The 20,131-nt window shown below is 61.9% G+C and carries 20 protein-coding genes; 10 read left to right on the top strand and 10 right to left on the bottom strand.

The window, feature by feature from the left end; translation table 11 throughout:
• Positions 1-6: 6 nt before the first annotated feature.
• From AOA60_RS11475 to AOA60_RS11465, 3 genes are read left to right on the top strand one after another with little or no spacing between them, the layout of a single operon-like run.
• Positions 7-1,146, top strand: a complete 1,140-nt coding sequence (locus AOA60_RS11475; protein ID WP_099584537.1) for an ABC transporter substrate-binding protein — start codon at positions 7-9, stop codon at positions 1,144-1,146.
• The gene (locus tag AOA60_RS11470) at positions 1,143-2,177 is read left to right on the top strand and encodes an iron ABC transporter permease (RefSeq protein ID WP_099584536.1); all 1,035 of its coding nucleotides are present in this window, start codon (positions 1,143-1,145) and stop codon (positions 2,175-2,177) included. The genes AOA60_RS11475 and AOA60_RS11470 overlap by 4 nt, the downstream gene beginning before the upstream one ends.
• Positions 2,171-2,926 (top strand): ABC transporter ATP-binding protein, encoded by a 756-nt coding sequence (locus AOA60_RS11465; protein ID WP_099584535.1) that lies wholly within the window; start codon positions 2,171-2,173, stop codon positions 2,924-2,926. The genes AOA60_RS11470 and AOA60_RS11465 overlap by 7 nt, the downstream gene beginning before the upstream one ends.
• A gap of 48 nt (positions 2,927-2,974) precedes the next feature.
• On the opposite strand, the gene AOA60_RS11460 is transcribed toward AOA60_RS11465, so the two are convergent.
• Both AOA60_RS11460 and AOA60_RS11455 read right to left on the bottom strand, forming a co-directional pair.
• Positions 2,975-4,249 (bottom strand): glucarate dehydratase family protein, encoded by a 1,275-nt coding sequence (locus AOA60_RS11460; protein ID WP_099584534.1) that lies wholly within the window; start codon positions 4,247-4,249, stop codon positions 2,975-2,977.
• Entirely contained in the window at positions 4,246-5,613 is a 1,368-nt protein-coding gene (locus tag AOA60_RS11455; RefSeq protein WP_099584598.1) for an MFS transporter, read from the bottom strand. Before AOA60_RS11455 ends, AOA60_RS11460 begins: the two co-directional genes overlap by 4 nt.
• A 107-nt stretch (positions 5,614-5,720) precedes the next feature.
• Here AOA60_RS11455 and AOA60_RS11450 point away from each other — a divergent pair, with 107 nt between their 5' ends.
• The 7 genes from AOA60_RS11450 (at position 5,721) to AOA60_RS11420 (ending at position 12,244) form a co-directional block, all read left to right on the top strand.
• Positions 5,721-6,620 carry a LysR family transcriptional regulator gene (locus AOA60_RS11450; protein WP_099584533.1) on the top strand — a complete coding sequence of 300 codons (900 nt, stop codon included), beginning with the start codon at positions 5,721-5,723 and terminating at the stop codon, positions 6,618-6,620.
• A 158-nt stretch (positions 6,621-6,778) separates the two neighbouring features.
• A complete protein-coding gene (locus AOA60_RS32240; RefSeq protein ID WP_143522423.1) occupies positions 6,779-7,105 on the top strand; it encodes a hypothetical protein in 327 nt (108 codons plus the stop codon).
• Positions 7,106-7,231: 126 nt separating this feature from the next.
• Positions 7,232-7,690 carry a (2Fe-2S)-binding protein gene (locus tag AOA60_RS11440; protein WP_099584532.1) on the top strand — a complete coding sequence of 153 codons (459 nt, stop codon included), beginning with the start codon at positions 7,232-7,234 and terminating at the stop codon, positions 7,688-7,690.
• A complete protein-coding gene (locus tag AOA60_RS11435) occupies positions 7,690-9,915 on the top strand; it encodes a molybdopterin cofactor-binding domain-containing protein (protein ID WP_099584531.1) in 2,226 nt (741 codons plus the stop codon). The genes AOA60_RS11440 and AOA60_RS11435 overlap by 1 nt, the downstream gene beginning before the upstream one ends.
• A gap of 16 nt (positions 9,916-9,931) precedes the next feature.
• Positions 9,932-11,272 carry a cytochrome c gene (locus AOA60_RS11430; protein ID WP_099584530.1) on the top strand — a complete coding sequence of 447 codons (1,341 nt, stop codon included), beginning with the start codon at positions 9,932-9,934 and terminating at the stop codon, positions 11,270-11,272.
• Between the two features lie 336 nt (positions 11,273-11,608).
• Positions 11,609-11,893 carry a BrnT family toxin gene (locus AOA60_RS11425; protein ID WP_099584529.1) on the top strand — a complete coding sequence of 95 codons (285 nt, stop codon included), beginning with the start codon at positions 11,609-11,611 and terminating at the stop codon, positions 11,891-11,893.
• A gap of 3 nt (positions 11,894-11,896) precedes the next feature.
• Positions 11,897-12,244 carry a BrnA antitoxin family protein gene (locus AOA60_RS11420; RefSeq protein WP_099584528.1) on the top strand — a complete coding sequence of 116 codons (348 nt, stop codon included), beginning with the start codon at positions 11,897-11,899 and terminating at the stop codon, positions 12,242-12,244.
• Positions 12,245-12,284: 40 nt separating this feature from the next.
• On the opposite strand, the gene AOA60_RS11415 is transcribed toward AOA60_RS11420, so the two are convergent.
• The 8 genes from AOA60_RS11415 to AOA60_RS11380 form a co-directional block, all read right to left on the bottom strand.
• Positions 12,285-12,908: a hypothetical protein gene (locus AOA60_RS11415; protein ID WP_099584527.1), complete on the bottom strand. Its 624-nt coding sequence runs from the start codon at positions 12,906-12,908 to the stop codon at positions 12,285-12,287.
• Positions 12,908-13,606 (bottom strand): hypothetical protein, encoded by a 699-nt coding sequence (locus tag AOA60_RS11410; protein ID WP_099584526.1) that lies wholly within the window; start codon positions 13,604-13,606, stop codon positions 12,908-12,910. The genes AOA60_RS11415 and AOA60_RS11410 overlap by 1 nt, the downstream gene beginning before the upstream one ends.
• Positions 13,606-14,367 carry a phosphate ABC transporter ATP-binding protein PstB gene (gene pstB, locus AOA60_RS11405; RefSeq protein WP_217284518.1) on the bottom strand — a complete coding sequence of 254 codons (762 nt, stop codon included), beginning with the start codon at positions 14,365-14,367 and terminating at the stop codon, positions 13,606-13,608. The genes AOA60_RS11410 and pstB overlap by 1 nt, the downstream gene beginning before the upstream one ends.
• A 76-nt stretch (positions 14,368-14,443) precedes the next feature.
• Positions 14,444-15,355: a phosphate ABC transporter permease PstA gene (gene pstA, locus AOA60_RS11400; RefSeq protein WP_099584524.1), complete on the bottom strand. Its 912-nt coding sequence runs from the start codon at positions 15,353-15,355 to the stop codon at positions 14,444-14,446.
• Positions 15,355-16,320: a phosphate ABC transporter permease subunit PstC gene (gene pstC / locus AOA60_RS11395; protein ID WP_099584523.1), complete on the bottom strand. Its 966-nt coding sequence runs from the start codon at positions 16,318-16,320 to the stop codon at positions 15,355-15,357. The genes pstA and pstC overlap by 1 nt, the downstream gene beginning before the upstream one ends.
• 74 nt (positions 16,321-16,394) lie before the next feature.
• Entirely contained in the window at positions 16,395-17,423 is a 1,029-nt protein-coding gene (pstS, locus tag AOA60_RS11390) for a phosphate ABC transporter substrate-binding protein PstS (RefSeq protein WP_099584522.1), read from the bottom strand.
• Positions 17,424-17,547: 124 nt separating this feature from the next.
• A complete protein-coding gene (locus tag AOA60_RS33885) occupies positions 17,548-17,880 on the bottom strand; it encodes a hypothetical protein (RefSeq protein WP_099584521.1) in 333 nt (110 codons plus the stop codon).
• A 236-nt stretch (positions 17,881-18,116) separates the two neighbouring features.
• Complete coding sequence (locus tag AOA60_RS11380; RefSeq protein WP_099584597.1) at positions 18,117-19,904, bottom strand: glycosyl hydrolase family 28 protein; 1,788 nt, start codon at positions 19,902-19,904, stop codon at positions 18,117-18,119.
• Between the last annotated feature and the right edge of the window lie 227 nt (positions 19,905-20,131).

The raw sequence follows: 20,131 nt of genomic DNA, 5'->3' as shown, positions 1-20,131 counted from the left end.
TAATCCATGGTTTCCATTGTTCGACGCTGCCAGGTTTTTGCGGCGCTGCTCTTTACCGGCATGCTGGGGTTGGCCAGCGCCACAATGGCGGCGCCGACCACCGTCACCGATCTGCTGGGACGCAAGGTCCAGGTAAACCTGCCGGTGCAGCGGGTGATTCTCGGCGAAGGCCGCCAGCTGTACCTGCTGGCCGCACTGGACACGCAAAACCCCATCGAACGCATCGTCGGCTGGCGCAAGGACCTGATCCAGTCCGACCCGGACACCTACAACGCCTACCTGCGTAAATTTCCCGGGATCGCCAACATTCCCACCTTCGGCGGCTTTGAGGACGGCACCTTCGACATTGAGCAAGCCATTTCACAGCGCCCCGATGTGATCATCCTCAATATCGAGGCGCAACATGCCACTGAAGATGCGCGCTATATCGAGAAGCTCGGCGCCCTGGGCATCCCGGTGGTGTACGTGGATTTTCGCAACCAGCCGATGACCAACACCGAACCGACCATGCGCCTGTTCGGCCAATTGTTCGGCAAGGAGCAGCGGGCCGAGGATTTTATTGCGTTTCGCAACCAGCAGATCCGCCGGGTCACCGACGTGATTGCGGCGCGACAACCGGCGCGGCCGACGGTGTTCATCGAGCGGATCGGCGGCTACACCGACGATTGCTGCCTGAGTTTCGGCAATGAAAACTTCGGTCTATTCGTAGAGATGGCCGGCGGCAACAACATCGCCAAAGGCATCATCCCAAGCACCTTCGGCCAATTGAACCCCGAGCAGGTGATCGTGGCCAATCCCGACCAGGTGGTGGTCACCAGCGCCAACTGGGAGGCTTTCGCCCCAGGCGGGCATTGGGTCGGCGTAGGCCCCGGCGCGGACATGGCCCAGGCGCGACGCAAACTTTCGTGGTACACCCAACGCCCGGCGTATGCCGGCATCAAGGCCCAGCAAACCCAGGCCTTCCACGCCATCTGGCATCAGTTCTACAACAGCCCTTACCAGTTCGTGGCGATTCAGCAATTGGCCAAGTGGTTTCACCCGGACCTGTTCGCCGAACTGGACCCCGAGGCGTCGTTTCGTGAACTGCACGAACGCTTTTTGCCGGTGCCTTACGCACCCGGTTATGCCGTGAGCCTCAAGCCATGAGCGCCGTGACCTACCGCAGCCTGGTGCTGCGCAAACGCCTGATCCTCGCTGCGTTGTTCGTATTATTGCTGTGCAGCGTGCTGCTCGACCTGGCGTCGGGCCCGGCGCGCTATAGCCTCAGTGAAGTGATGGGCGCCCTGCTCTCACCCGACAGCGCGGCGCCGCAAGTGCGCGTGGTGATGTGGGATATCCGCCTGCCCGTCGCGTTGATGGCCGTCGCGGTGGGCGCGGCATTATCCCTGGCCGGGGCGCAGATGCAGACCATCCTCAACAACCCGCTGGCCAGCCCCTTCACCCTGGGCCTGTCCGCCGCCGCCAGTTTTGGCGCGGCCATGGGCCTGGCGTTCGGCGTGGCGCTGTTTCCGTTGGCGGCGCAGTACATGGTGCCGGTCAATGCGTTCATCATGGCGATGCTCTGCGCCTTGCTGATTCATTTCCTCAGCCTGCGCCGCGGGGTCAGCGCCGAGACCCTCGTGCTGCTGGGCATTGCGCTGGTGTTCACCTTCAACGCGCTGCTGGCGCTGGTGCAGTTTTTTGCCACCGAGCAAGCCGTGGCCGCCGTGGTGTTCTGGACCATGGGCAGCCTGACCAAAGCCACCTGGCCCAAGCTTGGAGTGATCTGCCTGATCATCCTGCTCACCGCGCCCGTGTTCGCCCGGCGCGCCTGGGCCATGACCGCCCTGCGCCTGGGCGATGACAAGGCCGCCAGCTTCGGCATTAACGTGCGCAGCCTGCGCTTTCAGACGCTGATCATGGTCAGCCTGCTCGCCGCGTTCCCGGTGGCGTTTGTCGGCACCATCGGCTTTATCGGCCTGGTGGGCCCGCACATTGCGCGGATGTTGATTGGTGAAGACCAGCGCTTTTTCCTGCCGGCCTCGCTGCTCACCGGCGCGTTGATTTTGTCGGCCAGTTCGGTGGTCAGTAAAACCCTGATTCCGGGCGCGATCTTTCCCATCGGCGTGGTGACTTCGCTGATCGGCGTACCGTTCTTCATTTCCCTGATCCTGAGCGGGAAGAAACATTCATGGTAACCCTGCAACTGGAACATCTGGGCGCCCGCTACGGCCAGCGCAACATCATCAGCGGCGTGACCACGGCCGCCTTTACCGGCGGCCAGGTGGTGGCGGTGGTCGGCCCCAACGCTGCGGGCAAATCCACGCTGTTCAAGCGCATCGCCGGGCTGGTCGACGGGCCGGGCCGGGTGATTTTGCAGGGCTCGCAACAAGGCGCCCAGGCCATCAGCTACATGCCCCAGGGCCTGAATGGCAACGCCCGGTTGACGGTTTACGAATCGGTGCTGCTGGCGCGCAAACAACTGTCGCCAGGCTGGGTGGTACAAGACGCAGAGCTGCACCTGGTCGACGAGATGCTCGACGCCCTCGGCATCACCGACCTGGCCTTTCGTAACCTGGGCGAACTCAGCGGCGGGCAACAACAGCTGGTGTCCATCGCCCAGACCCTGGTGCGCGAACCCGAAGTGTTGCTGATGGACGAACCCACCAGCGCCCTCGATATGCACCGCCAGGTGCAGGTGCTGAGCTTCATGCGCGCCCTGGCACGCCAGCGCGAGGTCATCGTGTTTATCGCCCTGCACGACCTCAACCAGGCCCTGCGCTTTGCCGACCAGGTGCTGGTGATTGCCGACGGCACTGCCCAAGGCAGCGGGCCGAGCCATGAAGTGATCAACGAAGGAATGCTGCGGGCGGTGTACAAGGTCGAGGCGCGCATCGAGCGTTGCAGCCGTGGTCAGCTGCATATTTTGATCGATGACATCGTGTGAATAAAAAAGCCCGGTGGCGTAGCACCGGGCAAAACGAAGCGACCCGCTTCAGTAACGTGGTTTGACGGTTTTCCAATCCGGTTGATAGCGCTGCATCTGTTTCACGTCGTCGCGCTGGCGAATGCCACACGTCAGGTATTGATCATGCAGCTTGCCCAATTGGTCGTGGTCCAATTCCAGGCCCAGCCCCGGCGCACGGGTAATCGTTACGCAGCCGTCGACAATCGGCAGTTTGCCGCCCTTGATCACTTCTTCGTCCGGCTCTTGCCACGGGTAATGGGTGTCGCAGGCGTAGTCGAGGTTGGGCACCGACGCGGCCACGTGGGCCATGGCCATCAAGCTGATGCCCAGGTGCGAGTTGGAATGCATCGACACGCCCAGGCCAAAGGTCTGGCACATCTTCGCCAGAGCCTGGGTGTCGCGCAGGCCGCCCCAATAGTGGTGGTCGGCGAGCACGATCTGCACGCTGTCGAGCGCCACGCTGCGGCGAAATTCATCGAAGTCGGTGACCACCATATTGGTCGCCAGGGGCAGGCCGGTGCGTTTGTGCAACTCGGCCATGCCGTCCAGGCCGGGGGTCGGGTCTTCGTAATATTGCAGGTCGTCGCCGAGCAGTTCGGCCATGCGAATCGAGGTTTCCAGGGACCAGTTGCCGTTCGGGTCAATGCGCAGCGGCACGCCGGGGAAGGCCTTTTTCAGGGCCTTGATGCAGGACACTTCATGTTCGGGTTGCAGTGCACCGGCCTTGAGCTTGATGCTTTTGAAGCCGTACGTATCGATCATGCGCCGCGCCTGGGCGACGATCTGTTGCTCATCAAGCGCTTCGCCCCAGCTGTCGGGTTTGTAGGGTGAATCAATGTGCCGCGCATATTTGAAAAACAGGTAGGCGCTGAACGGGATCTGATCGCGGATCGCGCCGCCGAGCAGGTCCACCAACGGCACATTCAGCGAGTGCGCCTGCAGGTCGAGAAACGCCACCTCGAACGCCGAATACGCATTGCTCACCGCCTTGCTCGCATGGGAGCCCGGTGCCAGTTCGGCACCGGCCAGGCTCGCCGGTTTATGCGCGGCGACGGTGGCCTGCACAATGGCGCGCAATTGGTTGAGGTTGAACGGGTCAAGGCCGATCAGCTGTGACTGCACCTGCTGCTGGATCGCCAACGCCGGGGCATCGCCGTAGCTTTCCCCCAGGCCGATGTAGCCCGTGTCGCTTTCGATCTCGATGATCGAGCGCAGCGCGAAGGGTTCATGAATACCGCTGGCGTTGAGCAGTGGCGGGTCACGGAAGGCAATCGGGGTGACGGTAACGCGGACAATTTTCAAGAGGCGGCTCCCTGTGGACCGGAACGCAAGGCGTGAGGATGAGTGGAAGATTTGGACGCAGGCGGCACCGTGCCCCGAGGCGCGGTGCGGGCAAAAAACACCACCACCGCCGCCACCAGCGAAGTGGCCGCCAAGCCATACAGGCCGCCCTCGATGGAGCCGGTGGTCTGCTCCAGCAAACCGAAGGTGGTGGGCGCGACAAAGCCGCCCAGGTTGCCCACCGAATTGATCAAGGCAATCACCGCCGCGGCGATGCGTGCATCCAGGTAACCCTGGGGAATCGGCCAGAACAACGCCGAGGCGGCCTTGAAACCAATCGCCGCAAAACAGATGGCGACAAAGGCAAACACCGGCCCTCCGGTGGTGGACATGAACATGCCAAACGCGGCGATCACCAGCATCAGCGACACCCACGCCTGTTGGTACTTCCACTTGCTGGCCAGGGACGCAAAACCGTACATGGCGACGATGGAAATCAACCAGGGAATGGAGTTGAACAGCCCTACCTGAAAGTCCCCCAGGTTGCCCATTTTCTTGATCATGCTCGGCAGCCAGAACGTGGCGCCGTAGATGGTCAGGGCGATGGAGAAGTAGATGAAGCAGAACAGCGCAATCTGTTTGTCGGCGAGCAACTTGAACATCGACGGCCGCACGCTCTGGCTCGCCTCACGGGCCTGCTGCTCCAGCGCAATGGCGGCGACCAATACGTGCTTTTCCTCGTCGCTGAGCCACTTGGCCTGATGGGGATGGGACTGCAACCAGAACCACACGAACCCGCAGAGCACGATGGAGGCAAAGCCCTCGATCAGGAACATCCACTGCCAACCATGCAGGCTCAGGCCGCTGACATTGAGCAACGCCCCCGACACCGGCCCGGATATCACCGAGGCGATGGCCGAGCCACTGAGGAAAATCGCCATCGCCTTGCCGCGTTCGGCGGCCGGCAACCATTGGGTGAAGTAATAAATGATCCCCGGAAAAAACCCGGCTTCGGCGGCACCGAGGATAAAGCGCAGGATGTAGAAGCTGGTTTCGCCCTGCACAAACGCCATGGCCATCGCCGCCGCGCCCCAGGTGAACATGATGCGCGTCAACCAGGCCCGTGCGCCGTAGCGTTGCAGCAGCAGGTTGGACGGCACTTCGAAGATCGCGTAACCAATGAAAAACAACCCGGCGCCCAAGCCATAGGCGGCCGCGCCAATGCCCAGGTCAGTCTCCATGTGGCTGCGCACAAAGCCGATATTGACCCGGTCGATGTAATTGACGATGAACATCACCACGAACAGCGGCAGGACATGACGCTTGACCTTGGCGGCCGCGCGGGCAAGCACGCTCGGGTCTGGCGGATTCTGAAGGGTATCCACGGGCAACTCCCATTCATTGTTTTTTTAAGGGACGCAAGGATCATGGACGCCGGGGATTGTTCCCGTCTAATCTAACTTGGCATTCGATTGATACCGGGATTAGATCAATGTTCGAGCTGACGCAACTGCGCTGCTTCACCACCGTGGCCACCGAGCTGAATTTCCGTCGTGCTGCCGAGCGGCTGAACATGACCCAGCCGCCACTGAGCCGGCAGATCCAATTGCTGGAGCACCACCTGGGCGTGGAGCTTTTTACCCGCACCACCCGCAGCGTCGCCCTCACCGCAGCGGGCCGTGCGTTTTTCATCGAAGCGCAGAACCTGCTGGAGCTGGCCCAGCAAGCGGCCGTCACTGCGCGACGCTTTGCCGAGGGCGATATCGGCACGGTCACTATCAGCTTCGTCGGCAGCGCGGTATATGAGTTCCTGCCCAAGGTGATCGCCGAAGCGCGGCTCAAGCAGCCCCACGTCAAGATCGACCTGGCCGAGATGAACACCTACCAGCAGTACGAAGCCCTGCGCGCCCGGCGCATCGACCTTGGCATCGTGCGCGCGCCCCTGCTGGAACCGGGCTACGCCACCGAATGCCTGGTGCGCGAGCCCTTCGTGCTGGCGGTGCCGAGCAGCCATCGGCTGGCCAAGGCGCAGACGGTCAGCGTGCACGACCTCGACGCCCAACCCTTCCTGATGTACGCACACGCCGCCTACCCGCCGTTCAACGAACTGCTCACCGGCCTGCTGCGCTCGGCCCGTGTCGCGCCGGACTATGTGCAGTGGCTCGGCTCGTCCCTGACCATCCTCGCGCTGGTCAACGCCGGCATGGGCCTGGCCCTGGTGCCCCGTTGCGCCAGCAGCGTGGTGTTCAAGAACGTGGTGTTCCGCGACATCGACCTGGGCGAAGGCGCGCAGAGCGAACTGCACCTGATCTGGCGCGAAAACAACGACAACCCGGCGTTTGCGATGCTGCTGGAAGGGATTCGCAGTGCAGTGCGCGAGGGGTGGGCCTGAAGAGCGGCGAACATCGGCTGTTGTTGCTCTGGATCTGGATCTGGCTCTTGCTCTGGCTTTGGCTCTTGCTCTGGCTCTGGCTCTGGCTCTGGCTCTGGCTCTGGCTCTGGCTTTGGCTTTGGCTTTGGCTCTTGCTCTGGCTCTTGTGGTGAGCGGGCTTGCCCCGCGCTGGGCTGCGCAGCAGCCCCATCAAGAACACCGCATTTCTTCCGGTAAATCTCGGTGGCAGGTTTTGGGGCTGCTGCGCAGCCCAGCGCGGGGCAAGCCCGCTCACCACAGAAAGCCCGCTCACCACAGAAAGCCTGTTGACCATAGAAAGCCTGTTGACCACAGACAATCGGTTCACCACAGAAAGCCTGTCGACCACAGACAATCGGTTCACCACAGAAAGCCTGTCGACCACAGACAATCGGTTCACCACAGAAAAGCCGGCCTCCATCCCCCTCAGCCACCCAATCCTGTTGAATCCTTGCCTGATCCTCTGAACATCACAGCTATGGCATAGATCCGCCCCGCGCAGTGGTCTAGAGTTCGACGATGGGCGACTTGCAGTCGCACCACTCCTATAAGAAATCAGCACCACCAACCGATGATCAGCAGGTGAGCCAGCCATGGAATTACGTATCAACCAAAAGGCCTATCAGGTCGATGCCGAAGCCGACACGCCCCTGCTGTGGGTGATCCGCGACAATCTGGGCATGACCGGCACCAAATACGGCTGCGGCCTGGCCCAGTGCGGCGCCTGTTCGGTGCTGGTGGACGGCAATGTGGTGCGTTCGTGCGTCACCCCGGTGGCCGGGGTCGTTGGTCGCGAAATCACTACCATCGAGGCCATCGAAGCCGATGACGTGGGCAAGCGCGTGGTCAGCGCCTGGGTCGAGCACCAGGTCGCGCAATGCGGTTATTGCCAGTCCGGGCAAGTGATGGCCGCCACCGCGCTGCTCAAGCACACGCCCGCACCCACCAAGGAGCAGATCGACGCGGCGATGGTCAACCTGTGCCGGTGCGGCACCTACAACGCCATCCATGCCGCCATGGATCACTTGGCCACCGGGAAGGAGACTGCCTGATGAATACGCCAGCATTCATCCCGGGTGAGCCTGTCAACCTGTCGCGTCGGCGCTTCCTGGCGAGTACCGCCGTGGGTGCGTTGGTCATCGGTTTCGGCCTGCCACTCGGCTCGGGCCGGGTGCAGGCGGCCACCGGCGCCGCAGCCGAACGCGGTACGCAGGTGCCGGCATTCCTGGAGATCCGCCCGGACGGCACTGTGCGTTTGCTCAGCCCCTTTATGGAAGGCGGTCAAGGCACCCACACCGCCATGGCGCAGATTGTCGGCGAAGAACTCGACGCCGACCCGGCCACCTTCATCGTCGAAGCCGCGCCACCCGGCGAAGCCTATGTGGTGATGGACAACGGCATGCGCATCACCGGCGGCAGCATGTCGGTGCGCATGAGCTACCCGACCATGCGCCGCCTCGGTGCCCTCGCCCGCGCCATGTTGCTGCAGGCCGGTGCCGAGCAACTCGGTGTGCCCGTGAGTGAGCTGACCACCCAACCCGGCCGCGTGATTCACGCTGCATCCGGCCGTTCCCTGGGCTACGGCGAGTTGGCCAGCCGCGCCCTGGACATGCCAGTGCCTGACGCCGCAAGCATCACCCTGCGCGACCCGAGCCAATTCCGCTGGATCGGTAAACCGGTCAAGCGTGTAGACGCCTACGACAAATCCACCGGCAAAGCGCTGTACAGCATCGACCTGAAAGTCGACGACATGCTCCACGCCGCCGTGCAGCACGCGCCGCGCCTGGGCATGACCGTGGGCAGCCTGCGCAACCAGGCGCAGGTCGAAGCCATGCCCGGCGTGCACTCGGTGCATCAACTGCCCGGCGCCGTGGCGGTCGTCGCCGAACGCTGGTGGCATGCCAAGCGTGCGGTGGAAGCCATCCAGGTCGACTGGCTGGAACCGACTGCCGACTCCAAAGTCCGCGCCATGCCCGCTGACTTTTCCAGCGATGGTTTTCGCGACTTCCTCGCGGCCCAGCAAGGCCCGGCCCGTGACGAGGAAAACGAAGGCGATGTGGCCGGCGCACTGAAAAACGCCAAGACCCAGGTCGAGGCCACCTACCACAACCAGTACGTCAACCACGCCCAGTTGGAGCCGCCTTCAGCACTGGCGCGTTTCAACCCCGACGGCACCCTGGACATCTGGCTGCCTAACCAGGCGCCGGACATGTTCCGTGCCGACATCGCCAAGCGCACCGGCCTGGCGCCCGAGCAGATCAACCTGCATTCGCCGCTGCTGGGCGGTTTTTTCGGTCGGCACTTCCTGTATGACTCGGCCAGCCCTTACCCGCAGGCCATTGCCCTGGCCAAGGCGGTGGGCCGTCCGGTCAAGCTGATCTGGAGCCGTGAAGAAGAATTCCTGCGCGATGTGCTGCGCCCGGTTGCGGTGGTCAAGTTCCGCGCCGCGCTGGATGCCGACGGCCTGCCCGTCGCCATCGAAGCAGTCAGCGCCACCGAAGGCCCCAGCGAAGCCATCGCCGGCAAACAGGGCGAAAAACTCGACCCCACCGCCCTCGAAGGTTTGTCGGGCAAGAGCTACGCCATCCCCAACAAACGCATCGCGCAGATTTACGTCAAAGGCCCGGCCATGCTCGGCTACTGGCGCTCGGTGGGTAACTCGCTGAATGACTTCTTCTACGAAGCGTTCCTCGATGAACTGGCGGACCAGGGCAAGCGCGACCCCTATGAGTTGCGCCTGCATCTGCTGCGTGACAACCCCCGGCTGACCACCTTGCTCAAGGCCGTGGGCGAGTTGTCCGGCGGCTGGAAACGCGGCCCCTACACCGCCGAAGACGGCACACGACGGGCGCGTGGCGTGGCCATGGCCTCGCCGTTCGGCTCCCACGCTGCGGTGATTGCCGAGGTGTCGATTGAACACGGCCAGGTAAAAGTGCACCACATCTGGGAAGCCATCGACCCTGGCAGCATCGTCAACCCGGCGATTGTCCAGGCGCAGGTCAACGGCGCGGTGGCCCTGGGCCTGTCGCAAACCTTACTGGAGGAGGCGGTGTACGTGGACGGCAAGCCACGGGCGCGCAATTACGACCTTTACCCGATCCTGCCGCCGTCCCGCATGGCGCAGGTGCATGTAAAGATCATCGAGAGTGGTGAAAAGATGGGCGGCATCGGTGAGCCTCCGCTCCCCGCTGTGGCGCCGGCCGTGGTCAACGCGGTGGCGCAATTGACCGGCCAGCGCGTGCGCAGCCTGCCATTAAGCCGACACACCTTCAGCTAACCGAGCGAGACCGCCCATGAACAACCGTCGATTCGCAAGAACCGTAGGCTGGCTCGCGCTGCCCTGCGTCGTCGCCGCCGGCCTGCTGGCCTGGTATGTCAGCCGCCAACCCGCTACACCGTTCGAAACGCCACAGGCAGCCAGTGCCGACCCGGCCCTGGTCAGTCGTGGCGAGTACGTCGCCCGCCTCAGCGACTGCGTGGCCTGCCACAGCCTGGCCGGCAAGGCACCGTTCGCCGGTGGCCTGGAAATGGCCACGCCGTTGGGAGCGATTCACGCCACCAACATCACCCCGGACCGCACCCACGGGATCGGCACTTACAGCCTGGCCGATTTTGATCGCGCAGTGCGTCACGGCGTGGCACCGGGCGGCCGCCGGCTCTATCCGGCCATGCCCTATCCGTCGTATGCCAAGCTCAGCGACGACGATATCCAGGCGCTGTACGCGTTTTTCATGAAAGGCGTGCAACCGGCCAACCAGCCGAATATCCCCAGCGATATTCCCTGGCCGCTGAACATGCGCTGGCCCATCGCCCTGTGGAACGGCGTATTTGCACCGACCGCCACCTACGCCGCCAACCCCAACCAGGATGCGCTGTGGAATCGCGGCGCCTATATCGTCCAAGGCCCAGGCCACTGCGGCAGTTGCCACACACCGCGTGGCCTGGCGTTCAACGAAAAGGCTTTGGATGAATCCGGCAAGCCGTTCCTCGCCGGCGCCCTGCTCGATGGCTGGTACGCACCCAGCCTGCGCCAGGACCCCAACAGCGGTTTGGGTCGCTGGAGCGAGCCGCAGATCGTGCAGTTCCTCAAGACCGGCCGCAACCAGCACGCGGTGGTCTATGGCTCGATGACCGAAGCGTTCAACAACTCCACGCAGTTCATGGCCGACGACGACCTGGCCGCCATCGCCCGCTACCTCAAGTCGCTGCCCGGCGACCCGCAGCGCGACGGCACGCCTTGGCAGTACGTAACCGCCGCCGTGCGCCAGGACGTCCCCGGCGCCCACACCTACGCCACCCGCTGCGCCTCGTGCCATGGCGCAGACGGCAAAGGCCAGCCCGAGTGGATGCCACCTCTCGCGGGCGCCACTTCGGCCTTGGTCAAGGAGACGGCGTCAGCGATCAATATCACCCTCAATGGCGCACAACGCGTGGTCGCCGCTGGCGTGCCGGATGCCTATCGCATGCCGGCGTTTCGCGAGCAATTGTCCGACCAGGAAATCGCCGAGGTGCTGACGTATGTGCGCGGCACGTGGGGCAACCAGGGCGGCGCGGTGGACGCCAAGGCGGTGGGCAAACTACGCGGGCATACAGACCCGGCAAGCAGCAGCCCGATTATTTTGCATATGCGTTGAAGGTCGCTCTTGCGACCCTTTCCACGGCGTGGTCATTAACCTGAGCATGCCGCGGAATAAAGGGCAATGTGCACAAACTTGGCATTGACCCGGCCCCGTGCACGCTGACCTATCTGACTACTCGCCGGTTCAAGTTCGCCTCTTCTGACAATCAAAACAGAATCCTTCTACGTAACGGATTGGCCATTACGCCCGCAAATATGTTGGCAATTTCAGCAAGATCGAGACCCAACTGACCGAGCGGAACATGGCAAATTCACACTACCGCTATTTATAGCTGGCCATCTTCCTGACTGACGGTTTCTTCAACTGCTTTTTAATACATATAAAGTATGCATAACGAAGAGATTCAGGATTCAATACGATGAGGCAAAAAACATCGCAAATCAGCAAAAGCACAAGGGCATAACCCTGGCCGACGCAGAACCGGTGTTCAACGATGAGATGGCCCTGACCATACAAGACCCCGATCACGATGAAGAGCGCTGGGTGACCATGGGCAGCGACGCGAGGGGACGAATTCTGGTAGTGACGTACACTTATCGCGATCCAAATTTCGTACGCGTTATCAGCGCCAGGCTCGCATCAAGAAATGAACGGCGTCGTTATCTGGAGGCTTGAACAATGAAAGACGAATACGATTTCACCCACGGCAAACGTGGTGCTGTCGCCAGCAACAAGGGCAAGACCCGCATCACCATCATGCTTGACGACGCGGTAATCGAAGCCGCCCGTGAACGCGCCGAAAGCGCCGGTACGGGCTATCAGACCGTGATCAACAATCTGTTGCGTCAGGCGTTGATTTCGCAACAAGCACACAATCTGGCTCCCGCCCCCAAGAAGCGGGCTAAAACCCTGCACGTTATCAACAATGGCATCAGCCTCTCTGAGGTTGAAGCGCTTGAACAGCAGCTCATCGCTGTCGCTGGCGAGCTGAATCGAGTGCTGGGAACATCCAGATCGGTCGATTAACCAAGGCTTATACCGAGGTCGACCAGGGCATACCTGGCGGTCAAAGCGCCTCAGGCAGAAAAAGCCCGCGTGCGCTCTGCGGGGTTGGTGTGTGCCGGTGCGGTTGCTGACGGGCAAGCTGTGCCTGAAGCTGTGCGACGGCATCCAATACCCGCTGCGCCCACTGCTCATCCTGGGGGTCTACCACGACTACGCGAAAACCGTGGTCCTGGCCTTCACTGTGCACGCCTTCGGAGTCATCCACGTGCAGGTCGATGTCGAAGGCCGGTGGGAATTTCGACGGTGCGTTCGACAGCCCGTGCGCCGTCAGCGCCTGGTTGTGCAGCACGCTGTTGACCACGCCGTCGACGCGAATGCCGTACAGCATCAGCCAGCGCCGGATATAGGACGGCGTACGCCCGGACGAGGTGTAGACCCAGACGCTGCAACCCTGGCGGCGCAGTTCGCGGGTCAGGGAGCGTGTGCCGATGCGCAGCGGCTCACCCAGCCAGCGGTGCACGCAGGCTGGCAGCCGGCTCGGCTCGACGTCGCAGTGGTGGAGCTGGCAGGCCAGGGTGTCGTCTATGTCGAATGAAATACGGATGCGCGGGCGCTTGAGCAACTGCGTCGGGAGGAGGCGCTGCATGGCCTGCCCTGCCCTGGCGAACAGGCGAGAACCGCTCATCAATGGCCCCCTTGATAGGCGGGCACGGGCGTGTCCTGGAGAAAAAACCTCATTGGATCCGGTGCCTGTTCTTCCAGGAAGGCGGCGTATTTTTTCTTGATCTTGGGCAATTCGTACAACGCCTTGACTCCATGTTTGGCTGAGTTGCGGATGACCGACGAAGGGTTGAAGTAACCCTCGGCGTTCTCCAGCGACAGCACGAACGGCGGCAAACCCGCACGCATCAGCAGATAGCTGACGATCAGCGAGCCGCTGCGGTGGTTGCCTTCAATAAACAACTGCGGCTTGCTGAGGATGCGCACATACACCCCGGCTGCGCGCTTCCACACCGATTCACTGCGATACGCGCAGTACCAGTTGTACAAGTCCTTGATGCCGCCCTCGACGTTGTTGAAGAAGTGTTCTTCGGTCGCCGCCAGGTGCTGGGCGTATTCCAGGCGACGGCTCGGGTCGCTGCCACAGAGTACGGTGGCGTTGATCTCCAGCATCAGGTTCAGTTGCTGAAGGTCAAACAGGTCGACGCCCCGCGCCACATAATCGTCAATCAGCGCATAGCCTTCAAGCACGTTGTGCAGCACTTCGTCCGTCAGTGGGTCGCGTGGCTCGGTGAAGTCCTGGCTGAGCGCGGCAAAGCGCTGCTGCACCTCACGCAGTGCGCGTTCAATCGCAGGCAGATCAAGGCGTCGCGTTGCAGGCATCAGCTGAACTTACCCGTGATGTAGTCCCCGGTCATTTGCTCGCGCGGGTTCTCGAAAATCTGCGCCGTTGGGCCCATCTCAACCAGATAGCCGGTGCGCGTGCCCTGAGAAATATCCACCGAGAAAAACGCCGTGGTGTCGGCCACACGGATGGCCTGCTGCATGTTGTGGGTCACCAGGGCGATGGTGTAGTCCTTTTTCAGCTCGACCATCAACTCTTCGACCCGGCGCGTGGCAATCGGATCAAGCGCCGAGCACGGTTCGTCGAGCAACAGCACTTCCGGCTCGGTGGCGATGGCGCGGGCAATGCACAAGCGCTGCTGCTGGCCACCGGACAGCGACAGGCCGCTGACCTTGAGCTTGTCCTTGACCTCATCCCACAGCGCGGCGCCTTGCAGGGCATGCTTGACGCGGTCGCCCAGGTCGCCTTTGTAGCGGTTCAGGCGCAGGCCAAAGGCCACGTTATCGAAGATGCTCATGGAGAACGGGTTTGGCTGCTGGAACACCATGCCGATATAGCGGCGCACCACCACCGGGTCCACGCCCTTGCCGTAGACGTCCTGCCCGAGGAAGTGCACATGGCCCTCGAAGCGGAAGCCTTTGACCAGGTCGTTCATGCGGTTGAGGCTGCGCAGCACGGTACTTTTACCGCAGCCGGACGGCCCGATGAAGCCGGTGATCTTGTTCTTTTCGATCGGCACATGGCTGTCACGCACGGCCATGAAGTTGCCGTAGAAGATCTTGTCCAGCTTGCAGTCCATGACCACAGGCGCCTGGGTGACAAACGGAGCGGCTATTTGCGCAGTTGATACGTTCAAGATTCAGGTGCTCCCGTTTTCAATACTTTGGCTTGCCGAAAATACGGCTCACGATGTTCACGACCAGCACGATCATTACCAGTACCAGCGACGCCGCCCAGGCGAGTTCAAGCTGGTTGTCGAAGGGCATGCCGGAGAAGTTGTAGATCAGCACGGCCAGCGAAGCTGTCGGGTTCATCACCGCCAGGCTGCCGTCGTGGTAGATCCAGTAGTTGCTGAACAGCGCGGTAAACAACAGCGGCGCGGTTTCGCCTGCGGCGCGGGCCACGGCGAGCATCACGCCGGTGAGGATGGCCGGCAGGCCGGTGGGCAAGACGATTTTCCAGATCACCTGGGAGCGGGTGCAGCCCATGCCGTAGGCGGCGTCCTTCATGATCTTGGGCACCATGCGCATCGACTCTTCAGCGGTCAGCACCACGATGGGCAGCATCAGCACCGCCAGCGCCACGCCACCGGCCGGAGCCGAGTAGGTGCCGGTGGTCATCACCACCAAAGCGTAGGCAAACACACCGGCCAGGATCGAAGGCAGGCCGGTGAGCATCTTCGCGGCGAAGCGCGCGGCGTTCGCCAGTTTGCTCTCCGGGCCCAGTTCGGCGAGGAAGATCGCCGCCATGATGCCAACCGGCACCGCAATGGCTGCGGCGATGCCAACCATCACGAAGGTACCGGCCATGGCGTTGCCGAAACCGCCGCCGGTCTCGAAACCGGTGGGCGGCAGTTCGGTGAATACTTCAAGGCTCAGGCGCGCCCCGCCGCGCATGATCAGCATGTAGAGCACGGAAATCAGCGGCACGCTGGCCAGCAGCGCGCCGGTCCACACCAGGGTCGTCAACACCAGGCTGCGCAGAGCACGGCCTTCGAACCGGCGTTGCAGGCTGGGCAGCGCACCGGCGGGAGACGTCAGGTCGGTTGCAGCAGAAAGATCAGTCATCACTTATTACCCCGTTGGGCGTACATCATGATCATGGAGCCGAAGATGTTGACGATCAGCGTGATCAACATCAGCACCAGTGCGGCGTACATCAGCACCTCGATCTCGTTCGGCCCGGCTTCGGGGAAGTTCAGCGCCAGCAACGCCGCCAGGGTGTTGGCCGGCGCGAACAGCGAAAGCGAGATGTTGTTGGCGTTGCCCACCAGCATGGCCAGCGCCATGGTTTCACCGAGGGCGCGGCCCAGGCCCAACACCAGGGAACCGAAGATGCCGGTAGCGGCGGACGGCACCATCACTTTGAGAATCGCTTCCCAGTGGGTGGTGCCCATGCCGTAGGCGGCCTGCTTGGTTTTCATGGGGACGGCGGTGAGGGCGTCCTGGGACACGGCCGCGATGGTCGGCAGAATCATGATCGCCAGCACCAGCGCGGCTGGGAGCAGCCCCGGCCCGCTCAACGAGGTGCCGAAAAAAGGGATCCAGCCCAGTTCGCTGTTCAACCATGCGGTCAGCGGCCGAATCGCCGGGATGACCACGTAAATGCCCCACAGGCCGTAAACGACGCTGGGGATGGCCGCGAGCAGTTCGACGATGGTACGAAACACCGCCGCCAGCTTCGCCGGCAAGAAATCCTGAGTGAGAAAAATCGCCATGCTGACGCCAAAAACACCGGCGATCAGCAACGCGATAAAGGCACTGTAGAGCGTGCCCCAGATGGCCGGCAGAATGCCGTACTTGCCTTGATTGACATCCCAGACGCTGCCGAACAGCACGTCAAAGCCGTGCTTCTCCATGCCTGGGAGGGCCTTGCGCCCCACTTCAAACACCAGCGCAAACACCAGCGCCAGCACCAGCACCACGCCTATCCGCGCAAGCGCACGGAAGGTGCGATCAACCAGGAAATCCTTCGTCGAAGGTGGCTGGCAGGCAGAGTCCGGGTTACCCGGTACGACAAACGGTGTGTTCATTGGCTGATTCCGGAACAAGGGGGTAACTCTCCCGGCGGGGCTCACAGCGCCCGCCAAGAGAGGCCACACGAGCGTTACTGAATGTTGGCGGACGCTTTGCGAACCTGATCAACCACCGATTGCGGCAGCGGGATATAGCCCATCGAGTCGGCGATTTTCTGCCCTTCGGTCAGGCTGTATTCGACCATGTCACGCATGGCTTTGGCCTTGGCCGGGTTGCCGTTGTCCTTGCGGAAGATCATCCAGGTGTAGGACGTGATCGGGTAGGACTTGGCACCGTCCGGATCCGGCAGCCAGGCCACCAGGCTTTCCGGCATCTTCACTGCGGCCAGCGCTTCGGCACCGCTTTCGGCGTTAGGGACCACGTACTTGCCGGCCTTGTTCTGCAGCTGGGCAAAGTTAACCTTGGCCAGTTTGGCGAAGCCGTATTCGATGTAGCCAATCGCGCCCGGAGTCTGGCGTACGGTGGCGGTCACACCGTCGTTCTTCGGCGATTTGATGAATTTGTCGCTGGCGGGCCAGTTAACGGTGTTGCCTTCACCCAGGTCCTTCTGGAACTGCGGATTGATGGCCGCCAAGTGCTTGGTGAATACCGCAGTGGTGCCGCTGGAGTCTGCACGCACGACCACGGTGATCGGCATATCCGGCATCTTCAGGTCAGGGTTGGCGGCGACGATCTGCGGATCGTTCCACTTGGTGATCTTGCCCAGGAAGATGTTGGAGTACACATCGCGGGGCAACTTCAGCTCTTTGGGATTGCCTGGCAGGTTGAACGCCAGCACGATCTCGCCCGCGGTCATCGGCAGAAGCTGCACGCCTTCGGCGACCTTGGCGATGTCTTCATCTTTCATGGCCGAGTCACTGGCGGCGAAGTCCACGGTTTTGTTCAGGAAGTCCTGGACACCCGCCCCGCTCCCCTTGGATTGGTAGTCAACCGTGACACCAGCGGTCTTCTTGCTGAAATCCTTGAACCAGGTGAGGTAGATCGGCGCAGGGAAGCTGGCGCCAGAACCTGTCAGACGGACGTTTTCGGCAGCAAATACCGAGGTGGCACTGAGAGAAACCGCAACGGCGAGTGCAGCAGACTTCATCAGACGTTTCATTCAGGGAAATCCTTGTGATTACGGGCTCCCGGAACTTTGCAGCAGCATTGTTACGCTTTTATGAAAATTGAATGGCAAACCGCTATTTCGTCCCTCATTTCCGCCACAGCCAACTATTTAGCGGTCAGTGGCGCCGATAACTTTTCTGTCCGGAGGGCGTGAGGCAGAACACCCCGCCCCGTGGCCCGGTGCAGTACGTACCGCTACCGCAGCTGCAGCTCTCTGAACGACCTTGCAGCGGTTGCACAGCGGGGCGTGCCAAGCGGTTGCCGGTATAGGCGGTGCAACTTCTTTTCGAGGCGCTGATGGAACCGTCGTTGCAGAGGAAGACATCGCCATCACACCCGGCAATGCCCCCCTTACGACCGGAGCAAGGGGTATTGGCCGCCAGGGCGGACAGGCTAGACAGCATCAACACGAGGCCCAGGACAAGTACGCGGATATGGCCAGGAAGCATAAGGAATACTCGAGATAAGTGGCCCAATGCTATCAATCTTTATACGTAACTGCTGGCTAATGTCACACAACCCTGTAGTGAGCGGGCTTGCCCCGCGCTGGGCTGCGCAGCAGCCCCAACAAGGCCACCGCAGAGTGCCAGAATTAAGCGAGGTGAAGGTTTTGGGGCTGCTACGCAGCCCAGCGCGGGGCAAGCCCGCTCACCACAAAAGCCGCTCACCACAAGAATATGGTGGTTCAGGGCGTCGGTTGCACGTCCTTGAAGACCAGCCCTTGGCTACCGCTCACTTGCCACGGATTGGCGCCGCCGGTCTGGCTGAACACCACGTGCTCGAAGCGTGAGTCTTTCAACCCATCGATACGCGCCTTGGCCGCGCCGCTGAAACGCACGCGCTCAAACACCAAGCCCTCATGGTAGGCGCTGTGCGCAGCATCGCCCTTGACTTCGATCGCCGCGCCTTGGGCGTTTTCCACGCTGACATCGCTCACGCGGATGTCCTTGAACTGCCCGGCAATTGTTGAGCGCTCGTAGTCGAGTTTGGCGTTGGGGTCGTTGTAGTCAAGGGTGAAGATGAAGGCCTGCTTGACCGTGTTGCGAATCGCCGAATCACGGAAGGTGACGTTGCGCGCACCACCGCCCATGAAGTTGGTACTTTTCATGCGCAGCCCGGCGTCGGTGCCGTCGGAGACGTTGTCTTCAGCCAGGATGTTCTGGATCCATGCGCCTGTATGACTGCCAGCCACCACCATGCCGTGGCCCTTGCGGAAGTAGTTGTTGAAAATCCACGCATCTTCCTGAGGCGGCTGGTGCACGGCATTCGCACCGGTGCCGGCGGCGAAGTTGACGCAGTCGTCGCCGGTGTCGAAGAAGTTGTTGAAGACCATCGCGCCCTTGCTGTTGGCGAATTCGATGCCGTCGCCGTTGTTGGCGTCGTAGGTCTTGTGGGTGGTGTTGGCCAGCACCACGTTTTCAGTCTCCAGGTTCATGATGCCGTGGAACGCCGGGTTGAGTACGGTGAAGCCGCCGTAGAACACGTTCTTGACGTTGCGCAGGGTGATCAACGAGGAACGCATCTGCCCATAGGCGTCCTTGACGTTCATGCCCCGTGCCACGGCTTGCTCGACCTGGGCCTTGGCGAGGATGCCGTCCTGGGCATAGCGGGTGTTGTCGCTGGGCAGGTAGAACGGCAGCGCCTGGCCGCGCTCGTCGATGACGTCGGCGTTGCGCTTCCAGCCATTGCCGTCGAGGGTGCCCTTGCCGACGATGCGGATGTTTTCGAACGTTTGATGCTGGCGCGGATCGCGGGGCAACGCGTTGATCAGCGAGGCTGGGCGCACGGTGGTGGAATACGGGTACTGGATATAACCGGCCAATGGGTAATCTTCAGCGCGTTCGGAACCGAGCAGGGTCGCGCCTTCGGCGATCTCCAGGGTCATGTTGCTCTTGAGGTAGAGCGCGCCGCTTTTATAGGTACCTTTGGGCAGCAGGACTTTGCAGCCTGGGGTGCAGGCATCGACGGCGTTCTGGATCGCCAGGGTATCAAGGTGGCTACCGTCGCCTTTGGCGCCGTATTTCTTCACGTCAAACAGCGCCGCAACCTGGGTGGTACGTTGCTGTACGGGGGCGCTGTCTGCCGACTCCTTGCCGTTTGCGTCCACCGAACGCACGGTGAAACGGTAGGCCGTGTCGGGCTTCAAGCCTTGGGCGGTGTAGCTGTGGATGCCGATGCGATGGTGGAAGTTGGCCGTGTCCTGGCGGTAGAACTGGTCGATATAGGGCTTGGCCGGTGACACCTGATCGTTGTTGGCGTTGGCACTGCCCAACAACACGCCGTTGGCGTACACGTGGTAATCCTGGATGCCGCCATGATCGGCAGGCTTCTCCCAGACCAGGATGATCTGCTGATCGTCATAGGCCAGGGTGGGTACTTGCAGTTTTGACGGTGCTTGCAGCGCCCAGGACAGCGGGCTGCAACCGAGGGCGATAAGGGCAAGCGCGCAATGCGCTGAGGGTTTATACGGCATGTTGTTCTCCTTGTTTTTGCCGGTATTCACGTTGAAGGGCTGCATCTGTTGCGTGGAAGCTTCGAGGTATTGGCTGCGATTGAGGAAGGTTGAATCTATTCCCCCAGCAATCCCCGTAGGAGCTGTCGAGCTTTAGCGAGGCTGCGATGCAGGCGACTCGGTTTTGCCGACACACCGCAGCGATCCCATCGCAGCCTCGCTGGGGCTCGACAGCTCCTACATTGGAG

Source organism: Pseudomonas sp. 2822-17, from assembly GCF_002742485.1.
In the GTDB taxonomy this organism is placed as follows: Bacteria; Pseudomonadota; Gammaproteobacteria; order Pseudomonadales; family Pseudomonadaceae; genus Aquipseudomonas; species Aquipseudomonas cyclaminis.
Note: the sequence above shows the minus strand (reverse complement) of the source record. Positions and strands in the feature narration are given on the sequence as shown.